This window comes from Mesorhizobium sp. (assembly GCF_005063415.1).
Taxonomy (GTDB): Bacteria; Pseudomonadota; Alphaproteobacteria; order Rhizobiales; family Rhizobiaceae; genus Mesorhizobium.
In genome coordinates this window covers 1-13,585 of record NZ_SUEG01000137.1, presented here as the reverse complement: position 1 = coordinate 13,585, position 13,585 = coordinate 1, and the positions used below count along the sequence as shown (strand labels likewise).

Annotated in this window: 13 protein-coding genes; 4 read left to right on the top strand and 9 right to left on the bottom strand. The window is 61.3% G+C overall.

Annotated features, from left to right (window positions below; genetic code table 11):
- The 7 genes from E5W70_RS25725 to E5W70_RS25695 form a co-directional block, all read right to left on the bottom strand.
- Positions 1-723 (bottom strand): ABC transporter permease subunit (locus E5W70_RS25725; RefSeq protein WP_292663767.1); only part of this gene is annotated, 723 nt, incomplete at its 3' end.
- Positions 720-1,694 (bottom strand): ABC transporter permease subunit, encoded by a 975-nt coding sequence (locus E5W70_RS25720; RefSeq protein WP_292663769.1) that lies wholly within the window; start codon positions 1,692-1,694, stop codon positions 720-722. The genes E5W70_RS25725 and E5W70_RS25720, both read right to left, overlap by 4 nt.
- A 3-nt stretch (positions 1,695-1,697) precedes the next feature.
- A complete protein-coding gene (locus E5W70_RS25715) occupies positions 1,698-2,837 on the bottom strand; it encodes an ABC transporter ATP-binding protein (RefSeq protein WP_292663764.1) in 1,140 nt (379 codons plus the stop codon).
- 73 nt (positions 2,838-2,910) lie between these two features.
- Positions 2,911-4,008, bottom strand: a complete 1,098-nt coding sequence (locus tag E5W70_RS25710; RefSeq protein WP_292663763.1) for a polyamine ABC transporter substrate-binding protein — start codon at positions 4,006-4,008, stop codon at positions 2,911-2,913.
- Positions 4,009-4,360: 352 nt separating this feature from the next.
- Entirely contained in the window at positions 4,361-5,308 is a 948-nt protein-coding gene (locus E5W70_RS25705) for a DMT family transporter (protein WP_292663760.1), read from the bottom strand.
- 162 nt (positions 5,309-5,470) lie between these two features.
- A complete protein-coding gene (locus E5W70_RS25700) occupies positions 5,471-6,370 on the bottom strand; it encodes a DUF2167 domain-containing protein (protein ID WP_292663758.1) in 900 nt (299 codons plus the stop codon).
- Positions 6,371-6,523: 153 nt separating this feature from the next.
- Positions 6,524-7,975, bottom strand: a complete 1,452-nt coding sequence (locus E5W70_RS25695; RefSeq protein WP_292663756.1) for an XRE family transcriptional regulator — start codon at positions 7,973-7,975, stop codon at positions 6,524-6,526.
- A gap of 238 nt (positions 7,976-8,213) precedes the next feature.
- Here E5W70_RS25695 and aceA point away from each other — a divergent pair, with 238 nt between their 5' ends.
- Entirely contained in the window at positions 8,214-9,503 is a 1,290-nt protein-coding gene (gene aceA / locus E5W70_RS25690; RefSeq protein ID WP_292663754.1) for an isocitrate lyase, read from the top strand.
- A 53-nt stretch (positions 9,504-9,556) separates the two neighbouring features.
- On the top strand, positions 9,557-9,799 hold the full coding sequence (locus tag E5W70_RS25685; protein ID WP_023719402.1) for a hypothetical protein: 243 nt from the start codon (positions 9,557-9,559) through the stop codon (positions 9,797-9,799).
- 65 nt (positions 9,800-9,864) lie between these two features.
- Here the strand turns inward: E5W70_RS25685 and E5W70_RS25680 are convergent, their stop codons facing one another.
- Entirely contained in the window at positions 9,865-10,326 is a 462-nt protein-coding gene (locus E5W70_RS25680; RefSeq protein ID WP_292663752.1) for a RidA family protein, read from the bottom strand.
- A 431-nt stretch (positions 10,327-10,757) separates the two neighbouring features.
- Here E5W70_RS25680 and E5W70_RS25675 point away from each other — a divergent pair, with 431 nt between their 5' ends.
- Complete coding sequence (locus E5W70_RS25675; RefSeq protein ID WP_292663750.1) at positions 10,758-11,147, top strand: response regulator; 390 nt, start codon at positions 10,758-10,760, stop codon at positions 11,145-11,147.
- A 32-nt stretch (positions 11,148-11,179) separates the two neighbouring features.
- Here the strand turns inward: E5W70_RS25675 and E5W70_RS25670 are convergent, their stop codons facing one another.
- A complete protein-coding gene (locus E5W70_RS25670) occupies positions 11,180-11,896 on the bottom strand; it encodes an HAD family hydrolase (RefSeq protein ID WP_292663748.1) in 717 nt (238 codons plus the stop codon).
- 169 nt (positions 11,897-12,065) lie between these two features.
- Between E5W70_RS25670 and E5W70_RS25665 the strand changes: the two genes are divergently transcribed.
- Positions 12,066-13,499: a glutamine synthetase family protein gene (locus tag E5W70_RS25665; protein WP_292663746.1), complete on the top strand. Its 1,434-nt coding sequence runs from the start codon at positions 12,066-12,068 to the stop codon at positions 13,497-13,499.
- Positions 13,500-13,585: the final 86 nt, after the last annotated feature.

Genomic DNA, 13,585 nt, shown 5'->3' with positions numbered 1-13,585 from the left:
GATCAAGATGGTGCACGCCGCATTGATTTCCGGCGTCACGCCAAGGCGGACCTGGCTGTAGATCTTCATCGGCAGCGTCGTGGCGCCGGGCCCCGAGGTGAAGCTGGCAATAACCAAATCGTCGAGCGACAGCGTGAAAGCCAGCATCCAGCCGGAGACGATAGCCGGCATGATAACCGGCAGCGTGATCTGGAAGAAGGTCTTCACCGGTGACGCACCGAGGTCCATCGCGGCCTCTTCCAGCGAACGATCGAAAGTGATCAGGCGCGACTGAACCACCACCGCAACGAAGCACATGGTTAGCGTGGTGTGGGCAAGCGTCACCGTGAGAAAGCCGCGGTCGAGGCCGACGGCGACGAAGAGCAGCAGCAGCGACAGGCCGGTGATGACTTCCGGCATGACCAGCGGTGCAAACACCATGCCGGAAAACAGCAGTCGGCCGCGAAAGCGCGTGTAGCGTGTCAAGGTGAGCGCCGCCAGCGTGCCGAGCACAGTCGCCACCGTGGCCGAGATGACGCCGACGCGGGCCGTCACCCAGGTGGCGTCCATCAGACCCCGGTTGTGGAACAGCGAGACGTACCATTTCGTCGAGAAGCCACCCCAGACGGTGACCAGCTTCGATTCGTTGAAAGAGAACACGACGAGCAGGACGATCGGCAGGTAAAGAAAGGCAAAGCCGAGCACGATCGATGTGATGTTGAAGCGGCTCCAGGTCGCGTTCATTGGTCCTGCTCCTGGGCACGCGCCTGGGCTCGCTGGAAGAGCATGATCGGCACGATCAGCAGCAGCAGCAAGATGACGGCAACCGCGGACGACACCGGCCAGTCGCGGTTGGCGAAGAACTCGTTCCACAGCGTCCTGCCGATCATCAGCGTCTGCGAGCCGCCGAGCAGGTCGGGAATGACGAACTCGCCGACGGCGGGAATGAACACCAGGAGGCAGCCGGCGATGACGCCGGGCAGCGACAGCGGAAAGGTGATCTTCCAGAAGGCGCTGGTCGGCGGGCAGCCGAGATCCTTGGCGGCCTCGATCAGCGTATGGTCCATTTTCTCCAAGGACGAATAGAGCGGCAGCACCATGAACGGCAGATAGGAGTAAACGATGCCGATGAAGATCGCCGTATAGGTGTTGAGGATGATCAGCGGCTGGCTGATGATGCCGGTTGCGAGCAGCAGCTGGTTGAGCAGGCCCTCGGGCTTGAGGATGCCAATCCAGGCGTAGACACGGATCAGGAACGAGGTCCAGAACGGCAGGATCACCAGCATCAGCAAGGTCGGGCGGATCGTCGCTGGAGCGCGGGCCATGCCATAGGCGATGGGATAGCCGATCAGCAATGTCAGGACCGTCGAGATGGCGGCGACGATGACGCTCGTCACATAGGCGTTGAAGTAAAGCGCATCACGCGTCAGCAAGATGTAGTTGTCGAAATTGAGTGTGCCAAACCACGCGATAACCCCGGAAATGCCGCTGCGGAAATCGAGCACCGGCGTGTAGGGCGGCATAGCGATCGCCGTCTGCGACAGCGAAATCTTGAAGACGATGATGAAGGGGACGAGAAAGAAGAACAGCAGCCAGAGGTAGGGGATGATGATGACGAGACGGCTAACGACGGCCTCTCCCAGCCTGACCAAGGTGGATTTGCCGGCAGCGCTTGCCGGAGAGCTTGTTGCGGCGGTGACAGCGGACATGGTCAGTCCCTACCGTGTCAGGACGACGCCGGCGTCGGGGCGGAAAGAAACCCAGGCGCGGTCGTTCCAGGTCAATGGGTCCTCGGTGAGGCGTGCCGCGTTCATGGTGCTCGCCCGCACCACCTGACCGTCATCCAGCCTGACGTGATAGACGGTCATGTCGCCGAGATAGGCTATGTCGTAGACCTCGCCCTCAATGGCGTTGACGGCACCGGCCGGTTTCGTGGAGGACACCTTGATCTTCTCCGGCCTGATGGCGAAGGTGACGGACGTTCCGGCGGCCGCACTGCCGGCATTTTCGGTCCGGATGGTGATGCCGTTGCCGGCATTGATGCTCGCACTGCCGGCCTCGCCAGCCGCGATCTTGCCGTCGAACATATTCACATTGCCGACGAAGCCGGCGACGAAGCGGGAACCCGGCGCTTCGTAGACCTCGGCCGGCGTCGCCACCTGCATCACCTCGCCCTTGTCGATGATGGCGATGCGGTCGGCCATCGTCATCGCCTCTTCCTGATCATGGGTGACGACGACGAAGGTGAGGCCGAGGTTCTGCTGCAGGTCCATCAGCTCGAACTGGGTTTCCTCGCGCAGCTTCTTGTCCAGCGCACCAAGCGGCTCGTCGAGCAGCAGGACTTTCGGCCGCTTGGCGACCGAGCGGGCGAGCGCGACGCGCTGGCGCTGGCCGCCCGACAATTGGTGCGGCTTGCGCTTGGCGAACTGCTCGAGCTTGACCAGCTTCAGCATCTCGGCGACGCGCTTGTCGATATCGGCCTTGGCCATGCCTTCCTGCTTGAGGCCGAAGGCGATGTTGTTCTCGACCGTCATGTGCGGAAACAAGGCGTAGGACTGGAACATCATGTTGACCGGCCGCCGGTAGGGCGGAATGCCGCGCAGATCCTGGCCATCGAGCAGGATGCGGCCGGCGGACGGCTCCTCGAAGCCGGCGAGCATCCTGAGCAGCGTCGATTTCCCGCAGCCTGAGGCCCCAAGCAAGGCAAAGAATTCGCGTTCGAAGATGGTCAGCGACAGGTTGTTGACCGCCGTGAACTCACCGAATTTCTTGGTGACGTTGTCGAACTGGATGTATGGCTTGGCGTTCGGATCGTTCCACGGCGCGAAATCCCTGCGGATGCTGCCAAGCGATTTCATGTCCCACTCCGTCCTGCTGCTTGCCCCATGAGAAAGCGCCCCGGCAGCCGGCTGCCGGGGCCTGGTCAGATTGTTATTGGCCGGTGACGATCTTGGTCCAGGTGCGGGTGATGATGCGCTGGGTCTTGGGATCGTAAGGCGAGACGGTGTAGAGCTTCTGCAAGGTGGCAGCATCCGGATAGATCGCCGGATCTTCCAGGATCGCCTTGTCGATGAACTGCTGCGAAGCCTTGTTGCCGTTCGCGTAAAGCACATAGTTCGACGATTTGGCGATCACTTCGGGCTTCATCATGTAGTTCAGGAATTCATGCGCTTCGGCGGCATGCGGCGCATCAGCCGGGATCGCCATCTGGTCGAACCACATCTGGGCACCTTCCTTCGGCACGGAATAGCCGATCTCGACGCCCTGCTTGGCTTCGTCGGCGCGGTTGCGGGCCTGGAAGACGTCACCCGACCAGCCGACCGCCAGGCAGATGTCGCCATTGGCAAGGGCGTTGATATATTCGGAAGAGTGGAATTTGCGGATATAGGGCCGGACCTTCAGCAAGGTTTCTTCGGCCTTGGCAATCTCATCGGGCGACGTGCTGTTCGGATCGAGGCCCAGATATTTCAATGCCGCCGGTATGATGTCGGCCGGCGAATCCAGCACATAGACGCCGCAGTCCTTCAATTTGGCCAGGCTTTCGGGATTGAAGAACACGTCCCAGCTGTCGATCTTGTCGGTGCCGAGCGCTGCCTGCACCTTCTTGATGTTGTAGCCGATGCCGACCGTACCCCACATGTAGTTGATCGAATATTCGTTGCCGGGATCATATTTGGCGGTCCGTTCCATGACCGTGTCCCACATGTTTGAAATGTTCGGCAGTTTCGACTTGTCGAGCTTCTGGAACACATTCGCCTGGATCTGGCGCGCAAGGAAATTGCCGCTGGGCACGACGACATCGTAGCCGCTGCCGCCGGCGAGCAGTTTCGTTTCCAGGATCTCGTTGGAATCGAAAGTGTCGTAGACCACCTTGATGCCGGTTTCCTTGGTGAAGTCGTCGATGATCGAACTGTCGATATAGTCCGACCAGTTGAAGACGTTAACGACGCGATCGTCGGCATGCGCGCCCAAGGTAAAAGCTGCCAAAAACGCCGAAGTCGCCGAAAGCCAGAGCGCTTTGCGGATCATACTATTCTCCTTTGATGAGTGTTCCGTCGCCAGCACGTCGCGGCGTCCGCGCGGCTGGGCATTTGCTTCAGGGTATTGGGCTTGCAGGCAGGCGACAAGCGGGAATTGCCGGCGCCATTATGACCCGGCGGCGAGCCGACAGCGAAGACTTGGCGTGGCGTTGGTGGTGTTCCGGCGCCGTCGGAAGCTTTCGCTACGGCGCGGGCAGGGAGACGACGATGTTGTCCGGCCTCGATGCGGCCGGCATGGAGACTTGGCAAGATACGCCTGTCTTGTTGTTGCCGTGATCGCAGCCTGCCCGCGCGGCTGCGACGTTGTCAATGGTTCATCTCGCTTTGACGCGCGCACTGCATCAATTAGGCGAAGGCACACCGGTGACGCCCGCTCGCGCGGGCCGCGTCTGACGCTTGAACTCGAGCCCGATATGGACGAGCAGCGCGGTGACGACGACCGCACCGCCGACGATGGTGCGCGCCGACGGCACCTCAGAATGGATGAGCCAGACCCAGATCGGGCCAAGGATCGGTTCGAACGTGCCGAGCAGCGCCGCGACGGCGGCCGGTACAAGCCGGGCTCCGGTGGCGAAGAAGGCGAGGCCGAGTCCCAGATTGATCACGCCGAAGGCAAAGAGGAAGCCCATATCGTGGCTGGAGACGCCGAGTGCCGACGCCTGGGAGGCCGCAAAGGCGGCCGCCAGCATTGTGCCGAGGCAGGTCGCCGGGGTCATGCGCACATGGGCAAAGCGGCGCGTGATGACGGTGGCGATCGAGAACATGACGGCGATGAGCAGCGCCAGCCCGTCGCCGATCGGCGACACCGCGCCATCGAGCGATTCCGAGACCATGATGGCGACGCCGGCAATGACGGCGGCAATCGCTACCCAGGTCGCCACGGCCACCCGTTCGCGAAACAGCGCCCAGGCAAATAGCGCCGCCAGAAGCGGCACGCCGGCCTGCATCAGGAGGATGTTGGCGACGGTAGTATAGGCAAGCGCCACGACGAAAGAGGTCGAGGCCGTGGCGAAGCAGAATGCCACCGCAAGGCCGGCCAGGCCCATGCCGCGAAACAGCTTCAGCGTGCCATGCCAGCCGTCGCGCCAGACCATGAAGCAGAGCAGGAAGGCGGCGGCCCAGACCGAACGCCAGAACACCACCGTCCAGCTGTCGCCGGCATCAATGAAACGGGCAATGGTACCGCCGAGGCTCCACATCAGCGCCGACAGGAACACCAGCAGGAAACCAGTACGCTCCTCATTTCGCGGAGGCGAAACGGCGATCTGCGGTGATGATATGTCGGTCATGACTACGACTGTCGGCGATTTCGGGGCAGCACGATGCACAGCGGACGACAGAAACGTGCTTTAATCGCGTAACGCAAAGACACGGATCGGGCGTGATCCAGCATCGTGTTCCATTTGGCGCACCGGCGATTAGCAGGTCCGAGAATTGAGCCGATGATCGATTTAGGAGGTTGTTCTGTTGCCGCGGATGAAGCGCCAAAGACCTGCCAAGGGAATCAGCAGGAAAATGCCGAATTTTTTCAGCGCGATGAGCCCTACCGCCAGAAGTCCCGCCTTTGCCGCCAGTTTGCCGGCGATGAGGCCACCGATGCCAACCGCCGCAACCGTGTCGACACCTGGTCTGAAGTCCACGTACTTCTTGCCCGGATTGAAAACGGCAAGGCCGAGCACCTCATCCAGGCTCTGTTTTATCTCTGGCAACTGCTCCACAGTGGCGATGTAGCTCATCACGAAAACGCCTTCCCGTCCAAGGAAACGGACGTCGTAGTTGAGCGTGTGGATGCTGTCGTCTCCGAATTGCAGTTCCTTGGCCCAGTGAAGACGCTTGTTGACCGCGTCGTACACCGGCGGTGAGGCCCAACCGACCAGGGTCACGGGCTGAAAGCCGTCCTTAGCCCTTTGATCGTTGCCCGACAGCGTGTCCGCCTGCATGTTGCGCAACAATTCATTGTAGTCGATGGATGCCGCCTCGCTGTCGTCGACGTAACCTATCTTTTCCCATCGTAGCTCGATTCCCCAATTGTTCTCGGCAATGGGGTCATACTTGGCCGGGAAGATCATGCCGAGCGCTTCGGAAGCGGCGCCGGGCGGATTGTCCCAGGCTTCCGTCAGGACGGAGGTAGTGTCTTCCTTGTTCAGAAAATAGAATTTGTCCTTGAGATCCAGGTGCACGCCTTCGGCAAGGTCTATCGCGCCAGTCTTCGGATCGATCTTGTCCAGGAATGCTTTGCCGGCGTCATTATACTGTTGATAGGATTTGAAGAAGTCCGCGGACTTTTCCGCAAATGCGGGGCAGACCGAAAAGGCAAGCACCAAGCCAAGCCAAAAAAACGTCCTGCCCATCCTGATCCCCCGATCGTCGCGCAACTCGTCTTTTGATATCTCACGGCCGATGCTGAATCAATACTTCGACGAGCAATGTCCCGGGGGACAGCCTGTAGTTTTCCTGCCATCAAAACGCGTATGATCTTCTTTGGCCAGCAACCTGCCGCGGCCTTACTGGAAATCGAACGCCGACAGTCCCGTCACCATCTCGTCGAGGCCGAGCGGACGTGTCACGGGTGGCTCGGCGCGGGCGAGGCAGCCGATGCGTTCGCACAGCCGGCAGGCAGGGCCGACCGGCGTCGCCAGCGCAGCGGCGCTCTGTCCGGTCTTGCCGATGGCGGGCGGCCCCGGCAATGCCGCTCCATAGACGACCTCGTCGCGAAAACCGATGTCGCAGCCGAGCAGCAGCGCCGTGCGCCGCGGGCGCTCGGCAAACGAGCCCTGCGGCCCTTCGAGCGTGCGAGCCATGCAGAGAAACGCTGCGCCGTCGGGCATTTCCACTGCCTCGACCAGGATCTGGCCGGGCTGGGCGAAGGCGGCATGGACCGGCAGCTTCGGACAGCCGCCGCCGAAGCGGCTTTGCGGAAAGCCGTGGCTGCCCGCCTTGCGGAACCGATTGCCGGCACTGTCGACCTCGAGCATGAAGAACGGCACGCCCGACGCACCCGACCGCTGCAGCGTGGTCAGCCGGTTCGCCGCCTGCTCGAAGGAGACGCCGAAGCGCGACCGCAACATGTCGATGTCATAGCGGGCACGGACCGCAGCGGCGTGAAAAGATTGATAGGGCATCATCAGAGCGTGCGCGGCATAGCGGCCGAGCTCGAAACGTGCCAGCCGGCGGGCTTCGTCCGTGGCCAGCTTCAGCGCCTGGATCTCGGCAGCGACAGCGACGCTCATGCGGATCAGGCAGGCCTCCATAGCCACCTCGCGCAGCTGATCGAATGGCGACAGGCGCTCGGACAGGAACAGGCGCTGCGAGTGACGGTCATAGCGACGGCGCCAGTTGGGCATGATGGCGACCGGCAGTACCTTGACGACGATGCCGAATTCACGCCGCAGCCAGGCCTTCAACGCACTGAACAGATCATCGCCGGGATCGAGCACCGACGTAAATGACTCGGCTTCCTCTTCGAGCGCGGCAAAATGGTTCGGCCGGCGTTCGAAAATCTCATGCACCTCGTCGATCGGCAGCCGGGCGCCCGAGAGTGCGGTGGCTTTGCCCTCGCGCGCGAGCAGCTCGTTGAGATCCGATAGTCGCTCGGCCTGCTCGCGATAGGCGCGAAACAGCTTTATCACAGCGGCGGAAGCGTTGGGCGCCGCCTCGGCAAGCTCGATGAGTTCCTGGTCGCCCGGCAGTTCGCCGGCCAGCAACGGATCTGAAAACACTTCCTTCAAATCGGCGATCGAACCCCTCGCCTCGCCCTGCAATTCATGTGGGTCGACCTTGTAGACGGACGCCAGTCTCAAGATCAGTTGCACCGTCAGCGGCCGCTGGTTGCGCTCGATGAGATTGAGATAGGACGGCGAGATGCCGAGCCCTTCGGCCATCGCCGTCTGGGTCAGGCCCTTGGCGTTGCGGATGCGACGAATGCGCGGCCCGGCGAAGATTTTATGGTCGGCCAATCGACTGCCCTTGACAGAAATTTACATCCGCCAATGGCATGGCGGTCTTTACAATCATGACAGATTTACAGCCCTCATCAGTCAAACACAACACAGGTTTTCTCTTATTTTTTTGTCAATCTGGAGGTTTACCTCGCTTGCGTCGTGCCGGCATGTAAATGATGTCACACATACGGCGCACATATTTTTCCTGTGCGGCGTTTCCGAAACCGGCATTAAAGCCAGCCTGGAGTGACCAATGACCGATTTTTACAACCTTGTCCCGTCGGCGCCGCAAGGTCGCTTCGATGGCATCGAACGGCCGTATTCGCCAGAGGACGTGAAACGGCTGCGCGGCTCGGTGCAGATTCGGCAGAGCCTCGCCGAAATGGGCGCAAACCGGCTGTGGCAGCTCATCCATGAAGAGGATTTCGTCAACGCGCTGGGTGCCATGTCGGGCAACCAGGCAATGCAGCAGGTGCGGGCCGGGCTGAAGGCGATCTATCTGTCAGGATGGCAGGTCGCCGCCGATGCCAACACCGCTTCCGCCATGTACCCGGACCAATCGCTCTATCCCGCCAATGCGGCGCCCGAACTGGTCAAGCGCATCAACCGCACCTTACAGCGCGCCGACCAGATCGAGACTTCGGAAGGCAAGGGGCTGTCGGTCGACACCTGGTTCGCGCCGATCGTCGCCGATGCCGAAGCCGGCTTCGGCGGGCCGCTCAACGCTTTCGAGATCATGAAGGCGTTCATCGAGGCGGGTGCGGCCGGCGTCCATTACGAGGACCAGCTGGCCTCGGAGAAGAAATGCGGCCATCTCGGCGGCAAGGTGCTGATCCCGACCGCCGCGCACATCCGCAACCTCAACGCGGCGCGCCTTGCCGCCGACGTCATGGGCACGCCGACGCTGGTCGTGGCGCGCACCGACGCGGAAGCGGCAAAGCTCTTGACCTCCGACATCGACGAACACGACCGGCCCTTCGTCGATTATGGCGCCGGCCGCACCGCGGAGGGCTTTTATCGTGTCAGCAACGGCATCGAGCCCTGCATCGCCCGCGCCGTCGCCTATGCGCCCTATGCGGACCTGATCTGGTGCGAGACCTCCAAGCCCGATCTGGGGCAGGCCAGGACGTTTGCCGAGGGCGTGCGCAAGCACCATCCGGGCAAGCTGCTTGCCTATAATTGCTCGCCGTCTTTCAACTGGAAGAAGAATCTCGATGACGCGACGATCGCGAAGTTCCAGAAGGAACTCGGCGCCATGGGTTACAAGTTCCAGTTCATTACGCTGGCCGGTTTCCACCAGCTCAATTTCGGCATGTTCGAGCTCGCCCGCGGCTACAAGGAGCGGCAGATGGCAGCCTATTCGGAACTGCAGGAGGCGGAATTCGCCGCGGAAGCCAATGGCTACACCGCCACCAAGCACCAGCGCGAGGTCGGCACCGGCTATTTCGACGCCGTCTCGATGGCGATCACCGGTGGCCAGTCTTCGACCACGGCCATGCATGGATCGACCGAGCACGCCCAGTTCAGGCCGGCGGCGGAATAGCAGACAAACAGAGGGAACGCCCAAACGGGCATGGCAACACAAGGAGAAGACCAATGGCATCGATAAGCCGCGTCAAGGAACGGGCCGAAGAGCAGGCCACCAGCATGAATGTCGACCAGCAGGCGACCATCCGCATGCTGGCGAACGATCTGCACAGGCTCAATCAGTCGGTGATGAAGGCGGTCGAGGCCGGGGTCTCGGTTGAGCTGGTGCGCTCGGCACGGCACCATGGCGGCGACGGCAACTGGGGCGATCTGCTGATCCCGGTCATCGTCACGCAGCGGAGCCACGACTGATGAACTCGATAGCACGGCGCCTCTTTTGAGCGCATGCTATCGCACCTCGCAGGCCGCGGCTCTGCCTAGTCCGGCAGAGCTGCTAGTGCAACGATTTCAATGACAAGATCAGACTGCGCAAGCGCTGCAACTCCAATAACTTCCGAGGGCGGCGGGTTGTTGTAGCTGCAGTGCTTCGGGCAGTGCACCGCAAAGAATTCGTCCAAGACGTCCAGGCGGAAATTGGGGGAACTCAGAACGCCGCCATCGGGAAATGGCCCCTTAACAAAGAAGGTCAGCCGGATGAGATGCTCGAGCGCACTGCCAAGCTCCTCCAGATCTGATTTGATATTGGAGAGAATTGCGCGCCACTGTGCCGCTGCATCGCCAATGGCGCCGCCGCCGCTTTTGCCGATCGGATCGTAGTCCTCGGCGGTCGCGGTGTTTCCGGAAAGGTAGACAAATCCCTTTGCGCCGGTAACGACCGTACCCTTTCCCCATGGCATCAACCGGCCGTTTTTGAATTTCTTGTGAGTCACGAGTTCCATTGTCATCTCCCGTCGCTCAAAGAGACGTGCTTAGCCAACGAGGAAGGGTAGTCCAGCGAGGCGATGCGACAAGCTCGCGACAGACCTGCCTCGCCTTCCTCCAACCTTACGTCAATCCGGCTACGGCTGCGAGTTGATGCGTTCGCGCCGCAAAGCCAACCTTCGCTGAAACCTGCCCGGTTGTGGTGGCAACTTCTCCTTCGGGCGGCGGCAAAGAAAAGCACTTAATTTTAATTTTAATGTTTCTTGCGATATTCTCCTGATATGCCATTTGAGCTTGACATGAGCAGTGATCTCACGCCAATTACCTCTTGAGTTTCAACCCTGCATTGAAACATTGAACAACGGCCTGCCCCGCCATGTGCCCAGCGAATCGCGATATCGAGACTGCAAAACAGCTGCATTTCGTTAGCCGGGACATGGAGACGCGGATGCTCCCGGATTTCTCGCGGGTGCTGGTGGTCGGAAAATCACCGATCAACCGCGTCGTGGTTTCAAAGATCGTGGAGCGGTCCGGCCTCAAACCGATCTCGGAAACTCCCGAAACCGCGGCAAAGACCTTGCGCGCGCTGATTCCCGGGGCTGTCGTTCTCGATGGCGGAGCGGAGAACGGGGACTGCGACGCCTTGTTGTCGGGCATCGATGCACTGCGAAGGGCGTCAGGCAAATCGCTTCCGTCGGTGATCCTGCTTTCAGTCAAGACCGGCACTCCCGAGAGCCTGGGCCTGTCCAGCGTCATCGATGCAGTGGTCGTCAAGCCGATCACCACCGAACGGCTGCAGCCGGTGATCGACCGCCTGATCGGAATTGGGCGCAACTGACCCCTACCGCGATGCCTCGGCTGCAGACCTGATCAATCAGTCTCGCCGATATGCTCGATCAAGCCCGGCAGTTCACCGAGATTGGCTATCTGGCGAAAGCGTGGTGCCAAGACCGGCGGCTCGACATGTTCCAGCACCCAGGTCAGCTCATGCGGAACGTGGATGCCCCAACTGCCGGCTTCGATGGCCGGCACGACGTCCGATTTGAGCGAGTTGCCGACCATCATGCCCTTTTCCGGGCCGTCGCCGTGGCGGCTGAAGATTCGGCTATAGGTGGCCGCGCTCTTGTCGCTGACGATCTCGACGGCATCAAACAGTTCGCCCAGGCCGGATTGCGCCAGCTTGCGTTCCTGGTCGAACAGGTCGCCCTTGGTGATCAGCACCAGGCGGTAGGCGCCGGCCAGCTTTTCCACGGTTTCGCGCGCATGCGGAAGCGGCTCGATCGGATGGCTGAGCATCTCGCGGCCCGCGGCGAGAATTTCGGCAATGGTCGAGGCCGGCACCTGGCCTTTGGTGACCTCGATCGCCGTCTCGACCATCGACAGCGTAAATCCCTTGATGCCGAAGCCGTAGACCGCGAGGTTGCGCTTCTCGGCCTCCAGCAATCTTGCCGAAATCCGGTCCTCCTCGGCATGATCGGCGAGCAACGCGGCAAAGCGCTTCTCTGTCATGCGGAAGAACTGTTCGTTCTGCCACAGCGTGTCATCGGCGTCGAAGCCGATCGTCGTCAGTTTGCGGCTGTGTTGCATGGCGGCTCATCAATTGCAGCGTTGCGGGAGGCCGACCCTAAACCAGGAGGCTTTTATCCGGAAGTCGTTGTGTTCCCCGGGGTTATCGATGCGCACGCCAGCCGGCTCCCCTTCCCTTTCGTCGTCGGCAACGGCTATACTCCACAATCTGCAACAAATCTGGTGATTGATGCCGCCTGCAAAAAAGGAAGTCCGTCCGTCGAGCCGCGGAGGACGCGCCCGCACGCCTGCCTTCGTGAAAAACCAACGTGGCGTCAAGAACTGGAAGGAAGTCAGCGCCTGGCTGGAATGGCGCGGCATCGAAGATATCGAATGCATCACACCCGACCAGGCCGGGGTTGCGCGCGGCAAGATGATGCCATCGAAGAAGTTCACCTCCAACACCTCGCTTGCACTGCCTTCGGCGGTGTTCATGACGACGATCTCGGGCGGTTATCCGGAGGACGGCAACGGTTTCCACTATCCGGAGGACGACGGCGACCTCAAGCTGATGCCTGATCTCTCGACGCTGACGGTGGTGCCGTGGGAGGAGGACCCTACCGCGGCGGTGATCTGCGACCTCGTCCACCAGGACGGCCGCTCGGTCGAGTTCACGCCGCGCAACGTGCTGAAGCGCGTGCTTGCCGCCTATGACAAGCGTGGGCTGAGACCGGTCGTGGCGCCCGAGATCGAGTTCTACCTGGTGCGCAAGAACCCCGATCCGGACTACCCGCTGACCCCGCCTGTCGGGCGCTCCGGGCGGCCGATCGGCGGCGGTGCCGGCTATTCGATCGCCGGGGTCAACGAATTCGACGAACTGATCGACGACATCTACCATTTCTCCGAAAGCCAGGGCCTGGAGATCGACACGCTGATCCACGAGGAGGGCGCCGGCCAGCTCGAAATCAATCTGCGTCACGGCGATCCGATCGAGCTCGCCGACCAGGTGTTCATGTTCAAGCGAACCATCCGCGAGGCGGCGCTGAAGCACGAGATCTATGCCACATTCATGGCCAAGCCGATCCAGGGGCAGCCCGGTTCGGCCATGCATATCCATCAGTCGATCATCGACAAGAAGACCGGCAAGAACGTCTTTTCGGCGGAGGACGGCTCGGAGACCGACGCCTTCTTCCACTTCATCGGGGGCATGCAGAAACATGTGCCGAACGCGCTGGTGATGTTTGCGCCCTACGTCAATTCCTACCGGCGGCTGACGCAGTCGGCCTCGGCGCCGGTCAACAACAAATGGGGCTACGACAACCGCACCACGGCCTTCCGCGTGCCCCGCTCCGACCCGGCGGCGCGGCGCGTCGAAAACCGCATCCCGTCCTCGGACGCCAATCCCTATCTGGCGCTGGCGGCATCGCTCGCCTGCGGGCTGATCGGCATGACCAACAAGATCCAGGCCGAGCCGCCGGTTCTGACGACCGCCAACGAGGACCAGATCGACCTGCCGCGCAGCCTGCTCGAAGCCGTCGACCTGTTCGAGGCAGACGAGGAACTCTGCGCGCTGCTCGGCAAGTCATTTGCCGCCACCTATGCGGCGATCAAGCGAGCGGAATTCGAGACCTTCATGGAAGTGATCAGCCCGTGGGAGAGGGAGTATTTGCTGCTGAATGTCTAGTAGGGGAGTAGGGGAGTAGGGGAGTAGGGGAGTATGGGAGTATGGCAGTAGGGGAGTAGGGGAGTAGGGGAGTATGGGAGTATGGC